At 36.9% G+C, this 21863-nt stretch carries 27 protein-coding genes and 1 pseudogene; 15 read left to right on the forward strand and 13 right to left on the reverse strand.

The genetic code is table 11. The features are described from left to right. Positions 1 to 38: 38 nt before the first annotated feature. The 4 genes from AsFPU1_RS08830 to AsFPU1_RS08845 all read right to left on the reverse strand — a co-directional run bounded on the left by AsFPU1_RS08830 (position 39) and on the right by AsFPU1_RS08845 (position 3951). Complete coding sequence (locus AsFPU1_RS08830) at positions 39 to 1316, reverse strand: sulfotransferase family protein (RefSeq protein WP_124971819.1); 1278 nt, start codon at positions 1314 to 1316, stop codon at positions 39 to 41. A gap of 253 nt (positions 1317 to 1569) precedes the next feature. Next, a complete protein-coding gene (locus AsFPU1_RS08835) occupies positions 1570 to 2520 on the reverse strand; it encodes a TauD/TfdA dioxygenase family protein (protein WP_124971821.1) in 951 nt (316 codons plus the stop codon). A 29-nt stretch (positions 2521 to 2549) separates the two neighbouring features. Further along, positions 2550 to 3176 (reverse strand): hypothetical protein, encoded by a 627-nt coding sequence (locus AsFPU1_RS08840; protein ID WP_124971823.1) that lies wholly within the window; start codon positions 3174 to 3176, stop codon positions 2550 to 2552. Positions 3177 to 3189: 13 nt separating this feature from the next. After that, entirely contained in the window at positions 3190 to 3951 is a 762-nt protein-coding gene (locus AsFPU1_RS08845) for a TylF/MycF/NovP-related O-methyltransferase (RefSeq protein ID WP_124971825.1), read from the reverse strand. Between the two features lie 401 nt (positions 3952 to 4352). Between AsFPU1_RS08845 and lptC the strand changes: the two genes are divergently transcribed. The 12 genes and pseudogenes from lptC to AsFPU1_RS08900 form a co-directional block, all read left to right on the forward strand. Further along, on the forward strand, positions 4353 to 5507 hold the full coding sequence (lptC, locus tag AsFPU1_RS08850; protein WP_124971827.1) for an LPS export ABC transporter periplasmic protein LptC: 1155 nt from the start codon (positions 4353 to 4355) through the stop codon (positions 5505 to 5507). Positions 5508 to 5522: 15 nt separating this feature from the next. Continuing rightward, positions 5523 to 6203 (forward strand): response regulator transcription factor NblR, encoded by a 681-nt coding sequence (gene nblR, locus AsFPU1_RS08855; RefSeq protein ID WP_124971829.1) that lies wholly within the window; start codon positions 5523 to 5525, stop codon positions 6201 to 6203. A 249-nt stretch (positions 6204 to 6452) separates the two neighbouring features. After that, the gene (locus AsFPU1_RS08860) at positions 6453 to 6962 is read left to right on the forward strand and encodes a DUF192 domain-containing protein (protein ID WP_124971831.1); all 510 of its coding nucleotides are present in this window, start codon (positions 6453 to 6455) and stop codon (positions 6960 to 6962) included. Positions 6963 to 7001: 39 nt separating this feature from the next. Further along, positions 7002 to 8546, forward strand: a complete 1545-nt coding sequence (locus AsFPU1_RS08865) for an FAD-binding oxidoreductase (RefSeq protein ID WP_124971833.1) — start codon at positions 7002 to 7004, stop codon at positions 8544 to 8546. A gap of 46 nt (positions 8547 to 8592) precedes the next feature. Next, positions 8593 to 9390: a SirB1 family protein gene (locus AsFPU1_RS08870; protein ID WP_124971835.1), complete on the forward strand. Its 798-nt coding sequence runs from the start codon at positions 8593 to 8595 to the stop codon at positions 9388 to 9390. 44 nt (positions 9391 to 9434) lie between these two features. Then, the gene (locus AsFPU1_RS08875; RefSeq protein WP_124971837.1) at positions 9435 to 10382 is read left to right on the forward strand and encodes a glycosyltransferase family 2 protein; all 948 of its coding nucleotides are present in this window, start codon (positions 9435 to 9437) and stop codon (positions 10380 to 10382) included. 261 nt (positions 10383 to 10643) lie between these two features. Beyond that, the gene (locus AsFPU1_RS08880) at positions 10644 to 11063 is read left to right on the forward strand and encodes a BlaI/MecI/CopY family transcriptional regulator (protein WP_124971839.1); all 420 of its coding nucleotides are present in this window, start codon (positions 10644 to 10646) and stop codon (positions 11061 to 11063) included. Positions 11064 to 11113: 50 nt separating this feature from the next. Then, positions 11114 to 11968 carry a M56 family metallopeptidase gene (locus AsFPU1_RS08885; protein ID WP_124971841.1) on the forward strand — a complete coding sequence of 285 codons (855 nt, stop codon included), beginning with the start codon at positions 11114 to 11116 and terminating at the stop codon, positions 11966 to 11968. A gap of 2 nt (positions 11969 to 11970) precedes the next feature. Beyond that, complete coding sequence (gene bcp, locus AsFPU1_RS08890; protein ID WP_124971843.1) at positions 11971 to 12456, forward strand: thioredoxin-dependent thiol peroxidase; 486 nt, start codon at positions 11971 to 11973, stop codon at positions 12454 to 12456. Positions 12457 to 12494: 38 nt separating this feature from the next. Next, positions 12495 to 13142: a Uma2 family endonuclease gene (locus AsFPU1_RS08895; protein WP_124971845.1), complete on the forward strand. Its 648-nt coding sequence runs from the start codon at positions 12495 to 12497 to the stop codon at positions 13140 to 13142. A 439-nt stretch (positions 13143 to 13581) separates the two neighbouring features. Beyond that, positions 13582 to 13716 (forward strand): hypothetical protein, encoded by a 135-nt coding sequence (locus AsFPU1_RS23320; protein WP_265415803.1) that lies wholly within the window; start codon positions 13582 to 13584, stop codon positions 13714 to 13716. 12 nt (positions 13717 to 13728) lie between these two features. Continuing rightward, a pseudogene (locus AsFPU1_RS08900) lies at positions 13729 to 14316 on the forward strand (class I SAM-dependent methyltransferase); the annotation flags it as partial. A gap of 215 nt (positions 14317 to 14531) precedes the next feature. Here the strand turns inward: AsFPU1_RS08900 and AsFPU1_RS08905 are convergent. The 4 genes from AsFPU1_RS08905 to AsFPU1_RS08920 all read right to left on the reverse strand — a co-directional run bounded on the left by AsFPU1_RS08905 (position 14532) and on the right by AsFPU1_RS08920 (position 16353). Continuing rightward, positions 14532 to 15083, reverse strand: a complete 552-nt coding sequence (locus tag AsFPU1_RS08905) for a Uma2 family endonuclease (protein ID WP_124971849.1) — start codon at positions 15081 to 15083, stop codon at positions 14532 to 14534. Positions 15084 to 15197: 114 nt separating this feature from the next. After that, complete coding sequence (cpcF, locus tag AsFPU1_RS08910) at positions 15198 to 15839, reverse strand: C-phycocyanin alpha-cysteine-84 phycocyanobilin lyase subunit CpcF (RefSeq protein ID WP_124971851.1); 642 nt, start codon at positions 15837 to 15839, stop codon at positions 15198 to 15200. Positions 15840 to 15886: 47 nt separating this feature from the next. After that, positions 15887 to 16180 carry a type II toxin-antitoxin system RelE/ParE family toxin gene (locus AsFPU1_RS08915; protein ID WP_124971853.1) on the reverse strand — a complete coding sequence of 98 codons (294 nt, stop codon included), beginning with the start codon at positions 16178 to 16180 and terminating at the stop codon, positions 15887 to 15889. Next, positions 16165 to 16353 carry a hypothetical protein gene (locus AsFPU1_RS08920; RefSeq protein WP_124971855.1) on the reverse strand — a complete coding sequence of 63 codons (189 nt, stop codon included), beginning with the start codon at positions 16351 to 16353 and terminating at the stop codon, positions 16165 to 16167. The genes AsFPU1_RS08915 and AsFPU1_RS08920 overlap by 16 nt, the downstream gene beginning before the upstream one ends. 167 nt (positions 16354 to 16520) lie before the next feature. Here AsFPU1_RS08920 and trpC point away from each other — a divergent pair, with 167 nt between their 5' ends. The 3 genes from trpC (at position 16521) to AsFPU1_RS08935 (ending at position 19250) form a co-directional block, all read left to right on the forward strand. Next, positions 16521 to 17408: an indole-3-glycerol phosphate synthase TrpC gene (gene trpC, locus AsFPU1_RS08925; RefSeq protein ID WP_124971857.1), complete on the forward strand. Its 888-nt coding sequence runs from the start codon at positions 16521 to 16523 to the stop codon at positions 17406 to 17408. 112 nt (positions 17409 to 17520) lie between these two features. Continuing rightward, on the forward strand, positions 17521 to 17811 hold the full coding sequence (locus AsFPU1_RS08930) for a DUF5340 domain-containing protein (protein WP_227873372.1): 291 nt from the start codon (positions 17521 to 17523) through the stop codon (positions 17809 to 17811). A 236-nt stretch (positions 17812 to 18047) separates the two neighbouring features. Then, a complete protein-coding gene (locus tag AsFPU1_RS08935) occupies positions 18048 to 19250 on the forward strand; it encodes a phosphoglycerate kinase (RefSeq protein ID WP_124971859.1) in 1203 nt (400 codons plus the stop codon). 122 nt (positions 19251 to 19372) lie between these two features. Here AsFPU1_RS08935 and AsFPU1_RS08940 read toward each other — a convergent pair whose 3' ends face one another. From AsFPU1_RS08940 to AsFPU1_RS08960, 5 genes are all read right to left on the reverse strand, one after another. Continuing rightward, positions 19373 to 19741 (reverse strand): hypothetical protein, encoded by a 369-nt coding sequence (locus tag AsFPU1_RS08940; protein WP_124971861.1) that lies wholly within the window; start codon positions 19739 to 19741, stop codon positions 19373 to 19375. 33 nt (positions 19742 to 19774) lie between these two features. Continuing rightward, complete coding sequence (locus AsFPU1_RS08945) at positions 19775 to 20149, reverse strand: DUF433 domain-containing protein (RefSeq protein WP_124971863.1); 375 nt, start codon at positions 20147 to 20149, stop codon at positions 19775 to 19777. 91 nt (positions 20150 to 20240) lie between these two features. Next, complete coding sequence (locus AsFPU1_RS08950; RefSeq protein WP_124971865.1) at positions 20241 to 20582, reverse strand: HepT-like ribonuclease domain-containing protein; 342 nt, start codon at positions 20580 to 20582, stop codon at positions 20241 to 20243. Next, on the reverse strand, positions 20569 to 20919 hold the full coding sequence (locus AsFPU1_RS08955) for a nucleotidyltransferase family protein (RefSeq protein ID WP_124971867.1): 351 nt from the start codon (positions 20917 to 20919) through the stop codon (positions 20569 to 20571). The genes AsFPU1_RS08950 and AsFPU1_RS08955 overlap by 14 nt, the downstream gene beginning before the upstream one ends. A gap of 30 nt (positions 20920 to 20949) precedes the next feature. Next, positions 20950 to 21747: a Uma2 family endonuclease gene (locus AsFPU1_RS08960; protein WP_124971869.1), complete on the reverse strand. Its 798-nt coding sequence runs from the start codon at positions 21745 to 21747 to the stop codon at positions 20950 to 20952. Positions 21748 to 21863: the final 116 nt, after the last annotated feature.

The raw sequence follows: 21863 nt of genomic DNA on the forward strand, positions 1-21863 counted from the left end.
TGCTCCATTCGACGTAGATACATAGCAGTTCGTCGCTCCTATATAGTTTCCAGTAGCTCAGCGATCGCCTGATGATCTGGGTTCAGTTGAAGTGCTTGCTGGAGTGCCAACTTGGCAGCATCTAGGTGACTTCTCTGATTTCCAGCATCCAATTGAATTGCCTTTTGATAAGCAGAAACGGCCTGATCGAGCTTACCTAAACGCAAAAATCCTTTCCCCATTAGATAATGAGCTTCAGGTACTGAAGGAGCCACTTGCAAAGCTATCTGTAGATATTTGAGTGCCTGTTCAAAACGATCTTGCTCTAACAAAACTCTGCCAAGATTTAAGTAAGTGTCAAAAAGTTGCGCCGTTGAGCCAACAACGCCCAAGAAAGGCTGTAATGATTTCTCTAAAAACATACTTGCTGAAGAGAAAAACTCTTGCAGTGCAGGTGGGAGCATTACCTCGCTTTCTGGTTTTAGCCTCTCAAGCATCCCTTTTAGTTCTGTGTAGGAATAACCTAAACCAGTAAGCAAATCTTGTCCCAAAAATTCTAAATAATTGTTGGCAGATTGCCAAGTGATTGGATTGTGCAAATCCTGTTGCCAGCGATCTAAATTATCAGAGCTAGGTTTTGTTTGGCACTGAATCAGAGATTGGTCTCCAAACTGCCATTTCTCAGAATCATAATTGCCATAGCTAACTATTTCTGGCTCAAAAGAAAGATTGAGAAAGCAGCAAACCTTTTCAATTTCTGCTGACGGGTTACTTAGTAAGCTTTCATATCTCAAAACTAGAATATTGCCCTGGAAGTTAAGCAACCCTTGGGCAATCAGATCAGGGGCTTTTAGTAAATCATCCTGATAATACTGAATTTTCCACCAATGTTCTTGAACAAAAGTGTTAAAGATAGAAACTAAAATGGCTAGGGGATTCCTAATTAAGAAAATATATTTAGCATCAGGGAAGGTTCTATATAGCTCAGGCAGAATATAATAATATCTTGGGGTTTTATCTAAAAAAAATTTTTTGTCCGATTGCCGAAGCAACCCTTCATATAAATTTAAAGACATTTGTCGTACGGCTTGAAAATAAGCATCTTCACCTTCAGGGTGTAATTCCAAGAAGCTATCGAGTGCTTTCTTACTATTCTGTACACTGTATTCAGCTTGATATCCATTCTCGCGCAGTGCATAGAGAGGATGTAGCATAATCCAAGGTTCAGACACCGTATAAATTTCTCGATGGCTGCCTAAAATACGTTGAGTCAAGGTTGAACCGGCACGAGGTTGAGAAATTAGAAATATTAAATTCTTCTGGCAAAAGGCAGCCATTGAACAAACCCCGACCGTGAGAAAATGACTTGGTTAGATTACTATATCTGACTTTTCACGGGATCTCAAGAGGCAAATAGAGCTTAACAAAAATTAAATGCGATTGCCCTGGCTTGAACCCCCACTTTTTTGGTCAATTGTGATATTAACTTGTCAAGATAATATTTACGAGCTATTAAAATTGCTGCTCGCGTTCATCCCCATGTCTGAAACCAGGGGCTTCCCGCTCGTTTTTCGGTGAAAATTCAGATGCCTAGTTCATTCTGTTATAGGCAGAGGCATCTCCTTTAAATGATTTGCTTTCTATCCCCTCAACACTAATAGGTAGGTTTCCGACAATTGTTACCCGTTGAACGCGACGAGGCTGAGAACCAAAATCATTGATGCCATAGTGTTGGGTTACTCGGTTATCCCAGAAAGCAATGTCCCCCTGTTGCCAATGCCAACGTACAGTATTTTCAGGACGTATGATGTAGGACTGTAATAGCTTCAGGATCTGAATTGATTCATCTACGGAAAGCTCTCGAAACTGACGCACAAAAGCACCAATAAACAGCCCTCGTTCACCAGACTCTCGAATAACGCGAACCACTGGATGTAATGTCTGGTATTCCGTTGAGGTAAAAATTTTGCCTAATTCCCGTCGCTTCTTGGATATGTTCACAGTTGCTGCCTCATAGTCATTATAGGTATTGCTGTGTACAGCAAAAAGCTGGTCAGCCAAGCTACGTAGTGGTGCAGGCAGATCTTGATAGGCTGTGACAGTGTTTGCCCACAATGTATCTCCCCCCACGGCAGGAATTTCCACTGCACGCAAAACTGAAGCAAAGGGAGGACGATCAATAAATGTTAGATCTGTATGCCATTGGTTAGTACGATTATCCATGCGTCCATAGTCGAAGTCAAATATCTCTGGATGACCAGGTAAAGATGGAAGTAAGGGATGTGCTTCGGTAAGCACCCCAAATCGTCGGGCGAAGGCTACCTGACTAATTTCCGTCAGTTGCTGTCGTCGAAAGAAAATCACCTTATACTTGATTAAGGCTCGACGAATATCAGCAACTGTCTCATCGCTGAGATTCTGGGCAAGCTCAAGTCCCACTATTTCTGCCCCAATTCGTCCAGCAAGCGGACAAATATCAAAGTTCTCATACTCGTCTGTTTTTAGCCCTGTGGTTATCTGAGCTTGAGTTGTTCTATTCATCAATAATTACTCTCATTTAAATTTCAATTTTAATGCCAATAAAGCTCTTCACAATATTGGATATACTCGTTTCTTTGAATATTGCCAAATGAAAACCAAGCTATATAGCGTCGTAACTCTTCGCAAGGCAGGGTTGTAATATCTTTAACATATAAAATTTCTTGAGATTCCCAATTTACAATATTGGTTGAAAGCAGACCGTAAAATGCTTCTTCCCATGAATTAGCCGTTACATCAGATTTGTGGTGAGTTATCTTCGTATTCATTGATGAACTACCAGGTCTAGCGTTTGCTAAAGCATGAATAATGTCCATGGTGTGAGTTTGATATAGGTCATTGGCCTTCTCTGGATTTGGGTTGTTCTTGTTGCGTAAGCACCACTCCTTGATAATTAAGGTGGAGAGTCGATCTGACAACATCCCAATCGAATTTAGACCTACTCCTACCTCTGTCTGTGCTTCACTCCAGTCGTACTGGGGACGATTTAGGTGTTTATAGTTGTTGATCATACTTGTCTTCAAACTAGCAAGCTGATTTGATAAATCGGGTAACAATTCTTGTAGAGGAATAACATCAGAGGACAACTTTAAAAAATCTATAAGTTTGTAGCTTTGAGATGTTAACTCCTGAAAATATTGCACTAGTTGCTGTTTCATCTGCTAATTTTATTTATCCATTAGTTTTGACGGTGGCAGGTTTAATGACGTAAGCTGTTGGGCAAGGATAGTGCAGAGCTTGAATTTGAATATTCTTCTGTTCAAAGAATTGATCCGCTCCTTGTGCTTCAGACCATTGATGATAGGCATATTCGTCAAATACTACCATTCCTCCTACAGATACTCTATCCCAAAACGCATTCAAGGCGTGATAGGTGGGATATTGTAAGTCTAAATCCAGATATAAACAGGATATTTTGAACCCAGGTCTTTGGTCAACAAACTCTTGAGCAACTTGTGAAATATCACCTTTGACGATTTCATAGCTGCTTTGAATAAACCCCGCATTAGCAATTAAATCATGAACAAATCTTTCTGCCCCTTCTTCATGCTGATAGCCTCTCACCTCAAATAGACTTTTCATCGAAACCTTGTCTTGCCCAGACAAAGAATTAAGTAAAGATTCTGTGTCAAAGTAGTCAAACCCTATAACTTTTTTTAGAGCGTTAGGTGCTAGGATTCTTTTAAGCTTTAGCCAAGTTAACATACCACTTCCCCTGTAGACTCCAGCTTCCACAATGTCCCCTGGCACATTAATAATTTTTTCAAAAATTAGGGTTCTCGCAACTAGCTTAGCTAGTATCTTAGTATCGTCGCTGAAAATAAATTGCTCAAAGGCATCATATATTTCACGTTGCTTTTGTGTTCTTGTTTCTAAAGTAACTGAGTCATTTAGTTGGGCTTGGTACTCAATTTTAGGTGGAGAATCATTCATAAAGGCTTATTCCTCATTTGAAAAATAGGAGTTTTCTCACTCCCGTATTTACTTATAACAGATAAGCTGTTTACATCGAGCTTGCGAGATGATGAGGAATCGCCAAATATGATATAATCGGGAAACAAGGCATAACGTAAAGTACCCGCTTTGCTGTAGAGACGACTAACCGTAGCATAGAAGCACCTGGGCAACTAGACGGCAATAGTCCACCCTCAATAGATACATTTAACGGCAGTATCCTGATACCAGAATCAGCGTCTAATAGTAGGTTTTGTCCCCTTAGATATTTCTGGCTAAAAACCAATATATTTAGCCACAACCCAACCTACAAAAATGATGATATGCTGGCTGCTTAAATATGTCAGGATGGTGGCATTAGATCCAGTTATTAATGCAAGATGAATCCACACAATTTTCTGAAGGCTAACTCTCCTTGGGCCAATGTTGTCAAGGGGGGTTTACTGTTTTTCCTCTGTAGTTTAGTCGCTTGTGGTGGAGGGAAAAAACCCGAAGCAAATAAGCCAGAAGAAACCCGACAAGAGAGCCGTTTATTCCTAAATAATGCTACTTTAGAGCAATCTAACCCTAAAGGGCAGCTAGTTTGGAAAATTCAGGTAGATGAGGCTGCTTATACCCCTGATCGTCATAAAGCGCAGTTGACTGGGGTAAAAGGTAATCTGTTCCAAGACGGAAAGATTGTTTTACAAATTAAATCTGATGAAGGGGAGATTTACCGCGATGGGGTCGAAATTTTTCTCCGCAAAAATATTGTAGCCCTAGATCCGCGCAATAAGACCGTGATTCGTAGCAATGAGGTAGAATGGCGGCCCCAAGACTCTGTGTTGATAGTTCGCAAAAATTTACGGGGATCTCATCCTGATCTAGAGGCCTCTGCTAAAGAAGGAAAATACTATACTCGCAAAGAACAATTAGAATTAACGGGTAATATTGTTGCTACTGCCAAAAATCCGCGACTACAACTCAAAACCGAGTATTTACAATGGGATGTTTCTCAAGACAAACTCAAAGGCGATCGCTTATTTAACCTAGTGCGTTTCCAAGATAAAACCGTCACTGATCGTTTAGTCGGTAAAAAGCTTGAAGTTCGTTTCAAGACCAAAGAAGTCATCATTGAGGATAATATTGATTTCAAGTCCATTAAACCCCCCATACAAGTGGCAACTAAACAAGTCATTTGGCAGTATAAAAACCGTCAAGTGCGTTCAGACAAACCCATTCAACTGATTAACTATGTGGACGGTGTTAGTATCACTGCTAACCAAGCGCAAGTGGATTTTAGTCAACAAATAGCTTATCTTAAAGGAGGAGTTCAGGGGACAAATGCCTCTAATCAGGGGAAATTGTATGCCAATGATATCACCTGGAATATGGGAACTCGCATCGTGGAAGCGTTAGGCAATGTTATTTATGAACAAGCTAATCCTAAGTTTAATCTCACGGGAGAAAAAGCAGTAGGAACCCTTCACGATAATAAAATTATGGTAAGTGGCAATAATCAAGAAAGAGTCGTGACCGAAATTTTCCCCGATTAATATATAACTGCTTTTATGCTTTTAAATCCTTCTATTTTCTTAGTCCAAATGGATGAACTCTTTAGCCAAAGAGCCTCGATTGATTTAACAGAAGCAGGTTATAATCCTGTCATTATTCCTCATAGTAAACAAGCTTTAATAGAAGTAGAAAAACAACAACCTGCGATGATTCTCATTGATCGTCAACGGGCTGGTAATTTTGGATTTACCTTATGTCAAGAAATCAGACAACAGGGAAATCAAGTATTAATAATTATGGTAGTGGATAGAGAAACTCTTGAAGAAAGAGTTGCTTGTTTAGAGATGGGGGCTGATGATTATTTATTGCAACCCTATCGTTCAGAAACCTTGCTTAAGTTAGTTAGGTTTTATCTAACTCCTCCAGAAACTAATCAAGAACAATTACAATTTGGAGAGGTCATTCTTGATTTAACCACTCGTCAACTATTACTTAATCACAAAGCGATCAATCTGACTATGAAAGAATTTGAATTGCTTAAATATTTTATGTCTTATCCTAGAGAAGTGCTAAGCAGAGATAAGATTTTAGAACAGGTTTGGGGATATGATTTTCAGGGAGAATCTAATGTGATTGAGGTTTATATTCGTTACTTACGTTTGAAGCTAGAAAGTGAGGGTCACAAACGACTTATTCACACAGTTAGAGGCGTAGGATATGTATTACGAGAAGGGTGATGAGGTGATGAGGTGATGGGGTGATGAGGTAACTTTTTTGCGATTATCATGAAGTAAGTAAGGGGGATTTATTGAACTTATTTGTGAGTATCATAAATACGGGAAAAAACCAGCAAGGTTGAAAAAATTATAACTCCGAAGGAGGGCGGGTTTATTGAACTTATTTGTGAGTATCATAAATACATGAAAAAACCCGCCCCTACTAAAACGGCTGATTTCTGAAAGCAACAAATATTTAATTGAGGAACTATGAAACAACCAATTTATTTATTAATAATGATTAGCTTTTTAGTATTAGGATGTTCTCCTAACCCTAATGTGAATACAACGGGAGAAAAAACACTTTCAACACTTGTAGAGTCTCAAGGACAAATATTACCAATTGAAGCGCAAGTAAAAATAGGCTCAGAAGTTATTGAATTAGAAGTAGCGAAAACTCCTGAACAACAAAGTATGGGGTTAATGTATCGAGATTCTTTACCTAAAAATAGAGGCATGATTTTTCTATTTGATCAACCACGATTTCTGAAATTTTGGATGAAAAATGTTACTATCCCCCTAGATATGGTCTTTTTACATAAGGGTGAAGTTAAAGCTATTTTAGCTAATGTTCCTCCTTGTTCTAGTGATACTTGTCCTACTTATGGACCAGAAGCTAGTATGGATCAAGTTATTGAATTAGGAGGAGGTAGGGCAGCAGAAATTGGAATTAAAAAAGGTGATCGTCTTGATATTAAATTCCAGAAAAATCCTCAATAACAAAGCATTTTAAACTATATAGTAATTCTCTTTAATATTATGAATTCTTTGCTGTCTTATTTACCAGAAAACACCCGTAAAAGATTAAATCTTGCTGATAATATTTGGAAAAACTTACGCAAAAATAAATCTTCATTAGTCCCTGAAATTATAACAGAATCAACTGAAAATATTGGAGAAATTGATGCCGATGTGGTTATTGCTGGGGGAACATTAGGTGTTTTAATTGCAGCTACTTTACAACAACAAGGATGGAAAGTAATATTAATTGAAAGAGGAATTTTACGAGGTAGAGAACAAGAATGGAATATTTCTCGTCAGGAATTAGAAGTATTTTTAGAGTTAAATTTACTTTCAGAATCTGAATTAAATCAAGCGATCGCCACTCAATATAATCCTGCTAGAGTAAGTTTTCATAAGGGTTATGAACTTTCGGTTAAGGATGTTCTTAATATTGGGGTTGATCCTGTATTTTTGTTAGAGAAGATAAAAAATAAATTTATTGCAGCAGGAGGAATTTTATTAGAAAAAACAGTTTTTACTTCAGCGATAATTCATCCTAATGGTATTTTAGTTAAAGCTGGAGATAAACTCATTAAAACTCGGTTATTAATGGATGGAATGGGACACTTTTCTCCTATTGTTCAACAAGCAAGACAAGGAGAAAAACCTGATAGTATTTGTTTGGTAGTAGGGAGTTGTGCGACAGGATATGCTAATAATGAGAGTGGGGATTTAATAGCATCTTTTACACCTATTTTAAATCAATGTCAATACTTTTGGGAAGCATTTCCTGCTAGAGAAGGAAGGACAACTTATTTATTTACTTATTTAGATAATCATCCTGATAGATTCAGTTTAGAATTTTTCATGGAGGAGTATTTAAGACTGTTACCAACGTATCAAAAAATTGACTTAGAACAACTAAAATTTATTAGATTTTTATTCGGATTTTTTCCAGCTTATCGTCAAAGTCCCTTAAAAATGCCTTGGTCTAGAATTTTACCTATTGGAGATAGTGCGGGAGGACAATCTCCTGTTAGTTTTGGTGGTTTTGGGGCCATGATTAGACATTTAAAACGTTTAACATTTGGTATAGATGAAGCATTAAAAGTTGATAGTTTAGATAAAAATGCGTTAGCCTTATTACAACCCTATCAACCTAATATTTCTGTCACTTGGTTATTCCAACAAACCATGAGTGTTGGAGTTAATCAAAAAGTTTCACCTAATCAAATTAATGAGTTAATGAGTGGAGTATTTAAAGTTATGGATAAATTAGGAGATGATGTCTTAAAACCTTTCTTACAGGATGTGATTCAGTTTCCAGCTTTAATGAAAACCTTACTGTTAGTTAATCCTAAATTAGTGTTACCTATTTTGCCTCAAGTGGGAATAACTCCTTTATTAGATTGGACGGTTCATTACTTTAATTTAGCCTTATATACAGGGTTATATCCTGTGGGAAAATTAGCCAAACCGATGATAGGAAATTTATCTCCTATTCAACAATATTACTATCATCGTTGGTTAGATTCTTGGCAATATGGTTCAGGAGGAGATTATCATAAACATCAGCCTTAAATAAATGTTTTAATTCATAAATATTGAAGCAAAGTATAGTATGATTATGCAGCAATTTTCTTTAGAAATTAATCAACCTGATCACAAAATCAATGTAGCAAAAGCTGCTTTATTATATGCTAAAGATGAATATGGTTATTTAGACATTGAAGATTATCTTAATAGATTAGAGACAATGGCAAGTCAAATAAAAAAACGTTTACCAGGAACTTCCTATCCTTTAAAAGTAATTAAAGTTATTAATCAATATCTTTTTGAACAGTTAGGATTTCAAGGAAATCAAAATGATTATTATGACCCTCGTAATAGTTATTTAAACCAAGTAATTGACCGAGGTATGGGAATTCCTATTACTTTATCAGTCGTTTATTTAGAAATAGCTAAAAGAATTAATTTTCCCATGGTAGGAATTGGAATACCAGGACATTTTATGATTCGTCCTGATTTTAAAGATGTGGGAATTTTTGTTGATGTATTTAATCAAGGAGAAATATTATTTAAAGAAGATTGTGAAGCAAAACTAAAAGAAATTTATCAACAAAATATCGAGTTAGAACCTCATTTTATAGAACCCGTTAGCAACCAACAACTATTAGGCAGAATGCTAACAAATTTAAAATATATCTACCTAAATCGTCAAGAATATGTTAAGATGCTGAGAATAATTGAATTAATTTTGCTTATTTTTCCTAATCATCCTATTGAAATACGCGATCGCGGACTTCTTTACTATCAAATAGAAGAATGGCAAAAAGCGATCCATGATCTACAATTATATTTAAAGATTTTACCGACTGCTCAAGATGGGGATGCTATCCGCCAACTTTTACAAAAAATAGAGTAAAATAAGTAATAATTATCTGTAGTCAATATTCCTTAATTAAACTCGTGTTTATTAGCGTCATTATTCCCACTTATAACCGTAAACCTATTCTAGAAAAATGTTTACGCGCGTTAGAAAATCAGCAATTGATTGATAATAAAATCAGTCAATATGAAGTCGTTTTAGTAGATGATGGTTCCACCGATGGAACATTAGAATGGTTAGACAAAAATAAGGCCGACTTTCCCCATGTTTATCCCTTTTCTCAAAACCATCTTGGCCCAGCAGCAGCCAGAAATTTAGGGGTAGAAAAAGCAAATGGTGATATAATAATATTTATAGATAGCGATTTAGTTGTCACAGAAAAATTCCTACAATCTCACGCCAATAGTTTAACCGAAGGACAAGAAAAATTAGGTGATGATCGCCTTTTTACCTACGGTTGGGTAATTAATACTTGTAACTTTGATAATCCTACCTCAGAACCTTACAAAATAACAGATTTTTCTGCTGCTTATTTTGCTACTGGGAATGTAGCGATCGCACGTAAATGGTTAGAAAAAGTTGGGTTATTTGACACAGGTTTTCAACTCTATGGATGGGAAGATTTAGAATTAGGTGTACGCTTGAAAAAACTAGGATTAAAATTAATTAAATGTCCAGAAGCAGTTGGTTATCATTGGCATCCTCCCTTTAATTTAGCTCAAATTCCTAACTTAATTGATAGAGAAATTCAACGAGGACGGATGGGAGTATTATTCTATGAAAAACATCCCACATTAGAAGTAAAATTAATGATCCAAATGACCTGGTTACATCGTATTTTATGGGGAATATTATCATTAGGTGGCACATTAAATGAACGTACAATGTCCCCATTTTTACAATGGTTAATAGATCAAGGAAAACCACAATTAGCTTTAGAAATTGCTCGAATTTTTCTTAATTGGTATAACGTTAAAGGAGTTTATGCTGCTTATAGGGAATCTCAGATACTTCAGCCTAAAGGCTAAAGCTATAAAAACGAAGCCTGCCTACACAGACTTTTTAGCTAATATGGAAGGTGATTGTATTTAAGAAACTGTTAAACATTTCTTAACATCCGTCTGAGGAGACTCACTTGCTCTGAGTCGAAAGATTCCCCACCTTTCCATGCTGTTGGTTTAGATAGTGTAGGAAACAAAGGAACTTTTGACCTTTTATTTTGATACAATATAAAGGTTTAAGGAAAAAGTTAACCTTAAATTGACCAATTAACAATAATTCTCAAAACTATGTCTCATTTGCCTGATTATCGACCACAAAAACTATCTCTAGGTTCTCTCGAAACAGAAATTTTAGAGATTATTTGGGAATTAGAAATCGCTACGGTTAAACAAATTCATGATCGTATTTTATCAGATCCTGAACGAGAATTAGCCTATGCTTCTGTGACGACTGTATTAAACCGTCTGACTCAAAAAGGATGGCTTAAATGTATTAAACAAGCACGGGCTTTTTCTTGGCAACCTTTAATTTCTCGTGAACAAGCAACTGCTATTCAAGCTTATGAGCAACTTCAGCAATTTTTGGCTATTAGTAACCCCGATGTAGTAGCCTCTTTTGCTGATAGTTTAGATACATCTAGTTTAGAACAATTAGAAGCGATCGCTTCTCGTTTACAATCTATTCGTCGTCAACGACAACAACAATAAAAGTTAATTTATATCTTTTATTTTTTCCGACAATACTAATTTGAGGAATTATGCACTTACTCATGATTTCAATTGCCTTATTTTTAGCGTTGATCATACGTTTATTGGTTCCTGTTTCTATCATTTCTAGTCAAAATCGTTGGCGGCGATCGCTGTTATATTTTGTGGTTCCTCCTCTGTTATTACTAATGACTGTCGTAGCGGTTATTTCTATGGGCTATCATGGACAAATGTTAGGTTGGCAAGCCAGTTGGTCTAGTTATTTATTAACGTTGGGTTTTCTAAGTTTTGCTATTATTAAAGGCATACAATTATCTTATCAAGGTTGGTGTTCTATTCAAAATATTCGTCATTATCCTCAAGGAATTATTGAAGGGAAAAAGGCTAGAATTTTAGATTTTTCCTTCCCTTACAGCGCACAAATTGGGTTTTGGAAACCAGAATTAGTCATCAGTCAAGGACTTCTAAATACTTTAGATAAAGATCATGTTAATGCGGTTATTGCTCATGAAGAAGCCCATGCTAATTATAAAGATACTTTCTGGTTTTTTTGGTTAGGTTGGCTTCGTTCTATTACTTCTTGGTTGCCTAAAACTGAAAGTTTATGGGAAGATTTATTATTATTAAGAGAAATTCGCGCAGATCGTCAAGCAACTCAACAAGTTGATCCTTTGATTTTAGCAGAATCTTTATTAATAGTTTCTCAAAAAATACATCAAATTTCAGCTTTAAATACTCCTGATTTTTTTGCGGCTGCGTTTCATGATAAGATTGATTCAGACCGATTAAAAGAAAGAATTGATGCCTTATTTGATGAATCAGAAACTCTCAGTTATAATCAATTTGATTGGAGTATGATTTTATTGACTTTATTACCCTTAGTCTCTATTCCTTTTCATTGTTAATAATGACTAATTTGCTTGAAATTGGCCAAAGTGCGCCTAATTTTAGTCTAGAAAATAAACCTGATAATTTAATCAGTTTAGTAGACTTTTCGGGTCAATGGTTAGTGCTTTATTTTTACCCTAAAGATAATACTCCTGGTTGTACAACCGAAGCCAAAGATTTTACTAACTATGCTTCAGAATTTGACGCTTTAGGGGCTAAAATTATTGGTATTAGTCCCGACTCTACTACATCTCATAGTAAGTTTATTGAAAAACATGAATTATCTGTTACACTTTTAAGTGATCTTGGCCATAAAATTGCTGAAGCTTATGGAGTTTGGGGCTTAAAAAAATATATGGGCAAAGAATATATAGGCATTATTCGTTCAACTTTTTTAATTGATCCAGAGAGTAAAATTGTTTATATTTGGTCTAAAGTTAAAGTCAAAAATCATGCAGAAACGGTCTTAAATAAATTACAAGAGATTCAGTCAAGAAATACTTAAGGATATCAACCAATAGATTTACAAGGAGAGAATGAAGAATGTTATTAGAACTCAAGCGATTGACCATTCCCCCAGGACAGAAAGTATTATTACAGGATGTCAGTTGGCAAGAATTTGAGAAAATCCTCGAAGACTTAGGAGAACATCGTGCTGCTAGAATTGCTTACGATCGAGGACTGCTAGAAATTATGACCCCTTTACCTGAACATGAAGTTAGCAAAGTTATTGTTAGTAATTTAATTGAAGCACTCCTTGAAGAACTAGAGATTGAATTTTGGTGCTTAGGTTCAACCACTTTTAAAAATGAATTAATGAAACAAGGTATCGAACCGGATAACTGTTTCTATATTGAGAACGAAAGAGCGATCAGAGGGAAAAATCGCCTTGATTTGACCTTCGATCCTCCTCCAGATTTAGCCTTAGAAATCGACCTAACTTCCCGTACTCATCCTCATATTTATGCAGCATTAGGTGTACCAGAATTATGGAGATTTGTCTCTGGAAATTTACAGATTAATCGCTTAGAAGAAGGTCAATATATCGAAGTTGAATATAGTCCCATTTTTCCTAACTTACCTCTTAAAGAAATCATCCCTCATTATCTCAATCAATGTAATATAGAAGGGCGCAATAAAACCATGAAAGCCTTTAGAGAGTGGGTTAGAGAAGAAAAAATTAAAGCCTGACTCCTGACGGGGTGACAAGTAGAATTTCATTGAAGAGGGGGTTAGGTTTTAGGGGCGTTTGGGTTGGGGATAAATTGAAGATGATGTTGAGGTTTGATAACGGGAAAACCGACTTTGTTTGTAATCCTATGGTCATCAAATTAAATTTCGGTGGAAATTTTCCCTATCCCCCAACCCCTGTCTAAACTAGAATCTTGTTGTCACCCCGTGAGACCTGACTCTCATAGCAAGTTTGCAGAAACGGTCTTAAATAAATTACAAGAAATTCAATCAACAAATACTTATTACTGATTATTTTGATTTTCTCACGAAACATCTAATTGTCTAAAATTGTCTAATTCTGTCTAGGTTTATTGAGTTTGACAAAGCAGAGGAATATGATATATATATTAATATCCGGATCAACTTTACAAACCATACATTTCTAAGGATCAATTAAATGTCTCAAAAATTTTTATTTGATTACGCCTCTTTACCCTATGGCACCAATGGAAACGACTCCGATTGGAATCGAATGAACTGGCGATGTGAACTTCTATTAACTCGCAATAAAGAGTTGATTAAGGGTAGTTGAGTTTTAGATCTAGCCTGTAACAACGGAAGATTATCTTATCCTTGTTTAGCATTAGGAGCTAAAGAAGTCGTTGGGGTTGAGGGTAGACAAGAATTAATTGATTTGGGACAACAGTATCTTAAAGACACTGAATATTCCGAAAAAATGCAGTTTATAAAGATGGATCTTTTTGATTATTTAGCGTCAGTTCCAACAGGATCTTTTGATGTGATTAACTGTTTTGGATTTCTTTATCATACCACTAGACAAGTTGATTTTTTCAGAGAAATTGCCAGAATTAAACCTAAACACGTCATCATTGATACCAATGTTGGTAAAAATTACTTTTGGTTTGGTCAATCAGGATTATCAAAACAACCCTGTTTATTATTAGTAACCGAAGATCCTAAAGAAACAAGAAATACTATAGATCAAGATGGTGTCGCCTTTTGGCCAACTAAATCTTTTTTAGAGAAAATGTTTCAACTGATTAATTACGATCATCATCAAATTAACTACCGTAACCAAGAAATTAAAAACTGGACAGCAATGAGAGATTATAAAAAAGGATATCGCATTTCTTATCTAGCTCATTTGAACAACCGTAACGTAAGTTCCTAAACTCTTCATAGTTTATTGATCCTTACTTGCCTTTTGGCTATTGCTTAATAAGGGAATTTTCGATACTATAGCAATCAGTAATGATATGTGAGAAACAAAAATATACTAGGACATAATAGTATTATATCCCTACAAATACACCCTTGTAGGGATTTAACACTGTTAAATCCTCCTCTTAATTTTCTCACAATGCCAAACGGCGATTGCCATACTTATCATTCAAATTCAGGGGCCCAGACTTCTACAACAGGTAATTCCCATCCCGCAAGAATTTCTGGTACTTCAAGTACATCCCCATCTTTCAGGACAATTTTATCTGCATTGAGACGATAAACTTCCATAGTACGAGTTCTGGGATCAACTAATACTCCAACTGTAGTACCTAATTCCAAAAATTGCTGTATCTTCTCACGTAATTTAGTCAAACTATCAGTTTTAGATTTAACTTCAAACATCAAATCAGGAACTAATTCTGCATAATCTTCTGTAGTGTGAGGTAAACGTTGAGCTATAATAAAAGAAACATCAGGAGCGCGGACATCTCCATCTTCGTTAGGTAAGCGAAAACCACCACTAGAACCTGACACTCTACCTAGACGACGAGGACGCACCCAATTACGAAGTTGGGCGGCAATTTCGATCCCTATTTCCTCCGATTCTAAACCTGAAGGACTCATAAAAATAACATCTCCCTCGACTAATTCCATCCGATAATCAGGATGTTCTGCTTGTAGTTTCTCTAAATCTTTAACCGTTAAATTTGGCATTTTTAATGTCTTCCATTCCTATCAGACGCAAAACTATGTAAGGGCGAGTTTTTGTAGAAGCGGGTTTTTGTAGAGGCGGGTTTTTTACAGGAGTTATTATTCTCAGCAAAAAAGTTAAATAAACCCGCCCTCTTGTAACGCCAATTGAATCCGCACTCTTACCCCTAATTCTGGCTCACTTTCAAGCATAACGTGGAATCGTTCGACAATTGAAAAAGCAAGGGGTTCCTGGGTCTGTTTAAGCACACTGAGCAAAGATTGTAACCCCACAACCGCCCCATAACGTACCACCCATTCAGGGTCTTGAGAAACACCAATTAGGGTATTAATAGCTTGATGTTGCGCTTCTACTAATTCTTCAGTGGGAAACTTGTCCCAACAAATATTACCCAAACCTCTGGCCGCTGCCCGACGAACACTTAAAGAAAAATCGCTGGTAGCGGCTTCTATTAAGTGATGGAGAGACTTAGGGTGGCCAATACCCGCTAAAGCACGAGTCGCCCAAGCTCTGGCCCCATAATTATAACCATCAATTTGTTCTAATAAGGCCGGAACCGCCACATCCCCTAAACTAATTAAACCATCTACGGCTGCTACAGCAGCCCCTGGATTGTTATAAGCTAACACAGTGATTAAAGTGCCAATAGACCCTTCATTAGTGCTATTGGCCAAATCTGTAACCGCATCCAATAACCCCTGAGATGAATCAGCCTTTTCAACCGATTGAATCAGTAAGTTAACGTCTTGATCTTTCATGGTTTACCCATCTTAAATTGTTCAATGTCCTCAAAAATAGGGAACAACTATTCATTAAACCCTAATAATCGTTTGGTATGAACGATCGCGGCTACCGTTACCTCGTTATCTTGGACACGGTAAATGACACGATAGGTATAAGCCAATTTATCTCTAAGGGTGGAATTATCCCCCTCAGAAATAATAGCCCCCGTTAAAGGGTCTTTTTCTAGTTGGCGGGTTGTTTCGATAATTTGGCGGACAACAGCCGCCGCATAAGAAGGCGAGTCGCGGGCTATGTAAGTCGCAATTGCATCCACATCCTCAACCGCTCTAGAAGACCAGATTACTCGATAAGCCATTTGTTTAGCAGCCCCTCGACTTCTTCCTGTTGTAAGATGGTTTCATGATTAGCAATATACAATCCTTGACGAACTTTTTCAAGGACATATAAATGATACTGAATATCTTCAATTGAACAATCATCCGGTAATTGATTTAAGATCGACTGAATTTTTTGTTTAATGGTATTCATAAAGGATATAAGTAGTTTTGATCGGGTTAGAAAGAAGTTAAGATTATTTTTCTTATTTTACCCAGATCTTTTAATCAGTTCCCTACTTTCCACAATTATCGATAGAATATGTTAAGTTCAATGAACCTGGAAACGGTTGCTTAAAACTTCTTAACTAATCAATCCTTATGGAAATCCGCCGACGACACCCCAATCCCTCTATAGAAGTTGAAATAGTGCGCTATCAGGCAACTGTCCCCGATGCTGAACCGCGACATATTCTGGAAGAAATTGTTTGGCATAAAGAAAAAGAAGTCACTCGTCTGCGGGAACGTCTTCCTCTCCTAGAGTTACGCAAACAAGTCAAAGATTTATCTCCCCCTAAAGATTTTTTAGGGGCTATTATCTCAGGTAAAACTCAACCCGCTTTGATCGCAGAAGTTAAAAAAGCCTCCCCCACTAAAGGTGTCATTCGAGAAGATTTTGATCCCGTTGCCATCGCCTCAGCTTATGTTAAAGGTGGGGCTAGTTGTTTATCGGTTCTGACTGATGCTAAATTTTTTCAGGGCAGTTTTGAGAACTTGTCCTTAGTGCGTCAAGCAGTAGATATTCCCCTACTGTGCAAAGAATTTATACTCTATCCCTATCAAATCTATCTGGCCCGCACCAACGGGGCCGATGCTGTTTTACTGATTGCAGCTATTTTAACAGATGTAGACATACAATATTTTGTTAAAATTGTCAAGGGATTGGGCATGACTCCTTTAATTGAAGTCCATTCTCTGACAGAACTTGATCGAGTATTGGCTATTGAAGGGGTATCTTTGATCGGCATTAATAACCGTAATTTAGAAACCTTTGAGGTAGATCTTAACACAACTACTCAATTATTAGCCAGTCGTCGAGATAAAATTGAAGCGTTAGGAATTGTTATGATTAGTGAATCAGGATTACATACCCCTGACGATCTGCAAAAAGTTTATCAGGCAGGTGCTAAGGGAGTGTTAATTGGGGAATCTTTAGTCAAACAACCCGATCCTGCTGGCGCGATCGCTGCCTTATTTTCTGGATTTTAGGGGGAATTTTCCGACAAAATTAGGAACAATTTCTTGCTTTTATTTATCTTCTTGGCAAGAATGAGAATGATATGTCTTTAAGCGACGCACCACTGATAACGAATAATTGCCAATGTCTCCTATGAACCCTCTTCCTTTACCCTCTCTAGTTCACTACGAATTATTACTACAATTGCTAGAACGCAAAACCTTATCTATTGCTTACGAAAAACCTGCCTTACAAGACCAGGTTCAACAACTAATTGTGTCTTTACGCAAGGCCAGAGCGCAACAAAAACAACTAGAAGCCATTTGTCAACAAACTCACATTCCGGTTGAACATCACTGGTCACTTAATAGTATTGATGCTAATTCAGAATCAGGAGAACCACCCTTAAACAGTCCCGAAACTTTGGGGGAATGACCAAACAACACTATAAAACATATTACACGAATAACACGAAAAGCGATCGCACACAATAATTAGCTAAATATTGAAACTAATTCTACTGATTCCTTATTAGACTAGACTGTACAGTTTGATTTTGTGGTAAGTCAGTCCAAACTCCGGATAATACATATATACAAAAAATGAGAACCCCTGGAAGAACCCCCAGGGGTTTAACATTAAGAATGTAATGCATTTAAAGGAAATTGACTATGCCTAAGAAGACTATAGCAAATTTGACAGAAGCTGACTTAGCTGGAAAGCGTGTTTTGGTGCGAGTTGACTTTAATGTCCCCCTTGATGGTACTACTATCACAGACGATACCCGAATTCGGGCCGCCCTTCCTACTATTAAAGATTTACTGTCTAAAGGGGCAAAAGTTATTCTCTGTAGTCACATGGGTCGTCCCAAGGGTAAAGTTGTCCCCAGCATGAGTTTAGGCACTGTAGCAGTCCGTTTATCGGAGTTATTAGGACAACCAGTGGTGATGTGTGATGACTGTGTTGGTGACGCTGTAGTGGCAACCATTGGTAAGCTACAAAATGGTCAGGTTGCTATGTTAGAAAATCTTCGTTTCCATGATGAAGAAGAAGCAAATGACCCTGAATTTGCTAAAAAATTGGCGGCTAATGCGGATTTATATGTTAATGATGCTTTTGGAACTGCTCACCGCGCCCATGCTTCTACTGAAGGGGTGACACATTATCTGAGTCCGAGTGTTGCGGGTTATCTCATTGAGAAAGAATTAACTTATCTCCAAGCTGCTATTGAAAACCCCAAACGTCCCCTAGCTGCTATTATTGGCGGTTCTAAGGTTTCTAGTAAAATTGGCGTCATTGAAACTCTCCTGGAAAAGTGCGATAAATTACTGATTGGTGGGGGTATGATTTTCACTTTTTACAAGGCCCGGGGCTTAAATGTTGGTAAATCTTTAGTAGAAGAAGATAAGTTAGAATTAGCGAAATCTTTGGAAGCTAAGGCCAAAGAAAAAGGGGTAGAATTCTTGTTACCTACTGATGTAGTTTTAGCCGATAATTTTGCTAAAGATGCTAATTCTAAAATTGCCAGCATTGAAAGCATTGAAGATGGTTGGATGGGATTAGATATTGGCCCAGATTCTATTAAAGTGTTTCAAGATGCTTTAGCTGAATGTAAATCCGTGATTTGGAATGGCCCTATGGGTGTATTTGAGTTTGATAAATTCGCTGCTGGAACTGATGCGATCGCTCATACTTTGGCGGGTTTAACGGGTACTGGAACTACTACTATTATTGGGGGTGGTGACTCGGTTGCTGCGGTGGAAAAAGTTGGAGTTGCTGAGAAAATGAGCCACATTTCTACGGGTGGTGGTGCAAGTTTAGAGTTGCTAGAAGGTAAAGTCTTACCAGGTATTGAAGCTTTAGACGAAGCGTAATTTTAGCCTATTCATCACTAATAGGTTTTCGGGGGTACTTGAGGTAAAGTCCCCCTTTTTAAGAGGGATTTAGGGGAATCCAGAAAATATAAAATTATAATTAGTAACCTTTTCCTAGTAGATTAATTTGTGTTTTCTAAGCGTTGAATACGACTTTCTAAACCCCTAATTCTTTCTTCAAGGGTTAAATGATCAGATTCATTCGTAATACTGTAGCCAATTAATTGTTCTATCCGTCTTTCATGACGATTAGAAATTTCCATTAATCGGGTCATTTCTTCTACCATGATTTGAAGGGTTTCTCTTTCCCGTTCCTGTCTGTCTTGTAATTGGATTTGACGTTCCTGTAATTGACGAGAAACAGCTAAAATTTGCTGAATTTGATCTCTGTCTCTGAGTTGATTTTCTTGCAGTTTTAGCTGTCCTTCTTGTAGTTGTCTTTGAACAGCTAACATACCTTCTATAGTTTTTTGTATTTCTTCAAAGGTCATCGATGTTACACTCCTATTAGATATATTTTGTAATTATTGCTTTTTGATTTCTCGCTGAGTTCTGCGTTCCTGAAGTTTGATTCGCACCGCTTCATATTCAGCGCGAGGGGAAGCAGCAGCAATACGCGCGAAGCGTTCACGGTTGCGATCTTCCCAATATTGGCGAGTTTCTTCGGCTGATTGCAAAATTGCTTGATACTCGGCTTCTATCTCTGTCTGATGCGCCTCAATGTAGGAAAGGGCAATCCGCAACTGCTCATCGGTGAGGTTCAATGCGTCACGAATGAATTTAGGGGGATATTGGGCTTTGAGATGATCCATTATATCATAAAGGGTTATGCGTGTCCCCGCGATCGCTAGTCCCCTTTCTGTGCGGACGATAGTTATTTGATTAGGTTGTGAAGTCATAGTCCTAAACCTCCAAAAATTACATATATATTACTTTGCTAAAAAACAAGCTAGGTAAGCTAACACTCATTTAAATTTTATATGATGAAATTTAGGAATCTTGTTGAGGAACAATTTTTGTGAGATTTACCACTAATTCAGGGATATTTATTTGAATAACTAACCAGACGAGTTGAAGATTAATTTCATGATAGTCATGAACTAATTTATTTCGCATTCCAATAATTTTACTATAGGGAATCTCTGGATATTGTTGTTGAAACTCTGGAGAAATACGTCGCATTGCTTCCCCTAAAACAGAAATCTCATAAAGAACAGCAGCTTGAGTTTTAAGATCATTAGCAAACATTTTTTCATCCATTCCAGAGGTAAATTCTAAAATGCGTTGAGCAAAAATTAGAGCATCTAAAATAGAAGCCTTATCTTTCTCCATAAATCACCTCTGCTGTTCCTAAAATATTACGTCGTCTAATCCAATTATGACTAATCTCAATACTATGCTTAAAAATAAGATCTATCTCTCTTTTTACCATTCTTTTTAGTTCTTCTTCGATCTCATCAATTTCAACTAATCCAATTTTTGCTTCTGGTGAGAAAGTTACCAAAAAATCAATATCACTTTCTGCATTAAAATCTTCTCGTAATACTGAGCCAAATAAAGCTAATTCGGTGATTTTTCGTCCTTGGCAAAATTTAGCCAATTCTTCTAAAGAAATGCCTAATCGCTGTTCAATCATTTGAGAATTTATTACTGGTTTTAATGTTGACATAATTTCATTCATCGTCATAAACTTATCAAATTAAATTGTCTCAGGATCAATGCCTTGTTCTCGTAAAAAAGCTGCTAATTTTTCCGCCCTTTGATGTTCCTGTTCCGCCCTTTGATGTTCCTGTTCCGCCCTTTGACGTTCTCTTTCCGCCCGTTGTTTTTCTTGATTAGCTAATTCTGAACCCCATAACAATAACTCTCCCTGTGCTGTCCACCATCTTAACCAATAGCCTGTTCTTTTTTCTCTAATTCCTTGCCATATTCCCAAATATAAATCTATTTGACTAATCCAATAACGTCCATCTTCATTGGCTAATTGTAATTGATATTCTCCTGATTCATTGAGTTGATAAAATTCTATTAATCCTTGATTTGGCTCAAAAATTACATAATTAGGAATTTGGAGAATCTTCTCGTAAAAGAACCATTTACCAGGAGGAAAAGTAGGTTTACAGGAATATTCTGACCCTTCTGTATCTGAGAGAAATTCCATTACTATTGTGGGAATATCTCCTTGAAAATGAGGGGTATAACTACGAATTACTTCTTCTCTAGGAACGCTAATATTAGCAATATAAGACCAATCTGGGGCTTTAACGACAAATTTATCGTTTAATCTGGTACAAATCCCATAATTAGTAGTTGTTAGGGTATTATCTGATAGTTTGCCAGCGATTTCTAGACTATCTGTCAAGGCTGCTGCTAGGGTAGGTTGATTAATATTATCCACGGGATCATCAGGTAAAATAAAATCATCGGGCAGTTTTTCCCAAGTAATTTGATGGGAAAGGTTTGTATTTAAAGAGTGGCTAATAGTTGCTTGAGTCATTATAATTTATCTGATAAAGTCGGCAAAATATTAAGTAGGGTGCGTTAGGCAAATTGTTATTATTGAATCATTCACTATTTTATCATGCCGTAACGCACCAATATTTATATGGAATC

This window comes from Aphanothece sacrum FPU1 (assembly GCF_003864295.1).
In the GTDB taxonomy this organism is placed as follows: Bacteria; Cyanobacteriota; Cyanobacteriia; order Cyanobacteriales; family Microcystaceae; genus Aphanothece_B; species Aphanothece_B sacrum.

Bases quoted from the DNA above. Each gene is read 5' to 3' on its own strand.
- AsFPU1_RS08915 (WP_124971853.1), bottom strand. From the start codon at position 16,180: ATGGCTTATCGAGTAATCTGGTCTTCTAGAGCGGTTGAGGATGTGGAT.
- AsFPU1_RS08865 (WP_124971833.1), top strand. From the start codon at position 7,002: ATGAATTCTTTGCTGTCTTATTTACCAGAAAACACCCGTAAAAGATTA.
- AsFPU1_RS08935 (WP_124971859.1), top strand. From the start codon at position 18,048: ATGCCTAAGAAGACTATAGCAAATTTGACAGAAGCTGACTTAGCTGGA.
- AsFPU1_RS08940 (WP_124971861.1), bottom strand. From the start codon at position 19,741: ATGACCTTTGAAGAAATACAAAAAACTATAGAAGGTATGTTAGCTGTT.
- bcp (WP_124971843.1), top strand. From the start codon at position 11,971: ATGACTAATTTGCTTGAAATTGGCCAAAGTGCGCCTAATTTTAGTCTA.
- AsFPU1_RS08845 (WP_124971825.1), bottom strand. From the start codon at position 3,951: ATGAATGATTCTCCACCTAAAATTGAGTACCAAGCCCAACTAAATGAC.
- trpC (WP_124971857.1), top strand. From the start codon at position 16,521: ATGGAAATCCGCCGACGACACCCCAATCCCTCTATAGAAGTTGAAATA.
- AsFPU1_RS08840 (WP_124971823.1), bottom strand. From the start codon at position 3,176: ATGAAACAGCAACTAGTGCAATATTTTCAGGAGTTAACATCTCAAAGC.
- AsFPU1_RS08905 (WP_124971849.1), bottom strand. From the start codon at position 15,083: ATGCCAAATTTAACGGTTAAAGATTTAGAGAAACTACAAGCAGAACAT.
- AsFPU1_RS08895 (WP_124971845.1), top strand. From the start codon at position 12,495: ATGTTATTAGAACTCAAGCGATTGACCATTCCCCCAGGACAGAAAGTA.
- AsFPU1_RS08930 (WP_227873372.1), top strand. From the start codon at position 17,521: ATGTCTCCTATGAACCCTCTTCCTTTACCCTCTCTAGTTCACTACGAA.
- AsFPU1_RS08950 (WP_124971865.1), bottom strand. From the start codon at position 20,582: ATGGAGAAAGATAAGGCTTCTATTTTAGATGCTCTAATTTTTGCTCAA.
- AsFPU1_RS08835 (WP_124971821.1), bottom strand. From the start codon at position 2,520: ATGAATAGAACAACTCAAGCTCAGATAACCACAGGGCTAAAAACAGAC.
- AsFPU1_RS08960 (WP_124971869.1), bottom strand. From the start codon at position 21,747: ATGACTCAAGCAACTATTAGCCACTCTTTAAATACAAACCTTTCCCAT.
- AsFPU1_RS08860 (WP_124971831.1), top strand. From the start codon at position 6,453: ATGAAACAACCAATTTATTTATTAATAATGATTAGCTTTTTAGTATTA.
- cpcF (WP_124971851.1), bottom strand. From the start codon at position 15,839: ATGAAAGATCAAGACGTTAACTTACTGATTCAATCGGTTGAAAAGGCT.
- AsFPU1_RS23320 (WP_265415803.1), top strand. From the start codon at position 13,582: ATGTCTCAAAAATTTTTATTTGATTACGCCTCTTTACCCTATGGCACC.
- AsFPU1_RS08945 (WP_124971863.1), bottom strand. From the start codon at position 20,149: ATGACTTCACAACCTAATCAAATAACTATCGTCCGCACAGAAAGGGGA.
- AsFPU1_RS08870 (WP_124971835.1), top strand. From the start codon at position 8,593: ATGCAGCAATTTTCTTTAGAAATTAATCAACCTGATCACAAAATCAAT.
- nblR (WP_124971829.1), top strand. From the start codon at position 5,523: ATGCTTTTAAATCCTTCTATTTTCTTAGTCCAAATGGATGAACTCTTT.
- AsFPU1_RS08830 (WP_124971819.1), bottom strand. From the start codon at position 1,316: ATGGCTGCCTTTTGCCAGAAGAATTTAATATTTCTAATTTCTCAACCT.
- lptC (WP_124971827.1), top strand. From the start codon at position 4,353: ATGAATCCACACAATTTTCTGAAGGCTAACTCTCCTTGGGCCAATGTT.
- AsFPU1_RS08885 (WP_124971841.1), top strand. From the start codon at position 11,114: ATGCACTTACTCATGATTTCAATTGCCTTATTTTTAGCGTTGATCATA.
- AsFPU1_RS08920 (WP_124971855.1), bottom strand. From the start codon at position 16,353: ATGAATACCATTAAACAAAAAATTCAGTCGATCTTAAATCAATTACCG.
- AsFPU1_RS08955 (WP_124971867.1), bottom strand. From the start codon at position 20,919: ATGTCAACATTAAAACCAGTAATAAATTCTCAAATGATTGAACAGCGA.
- AsFPU1_RS08880 (WP_124971839.1), top strand. From the start codon at position 10,644: ATGTCTCATTTGCCTGATTATCGACCACAAAAACTATCTCTAGGTTCT.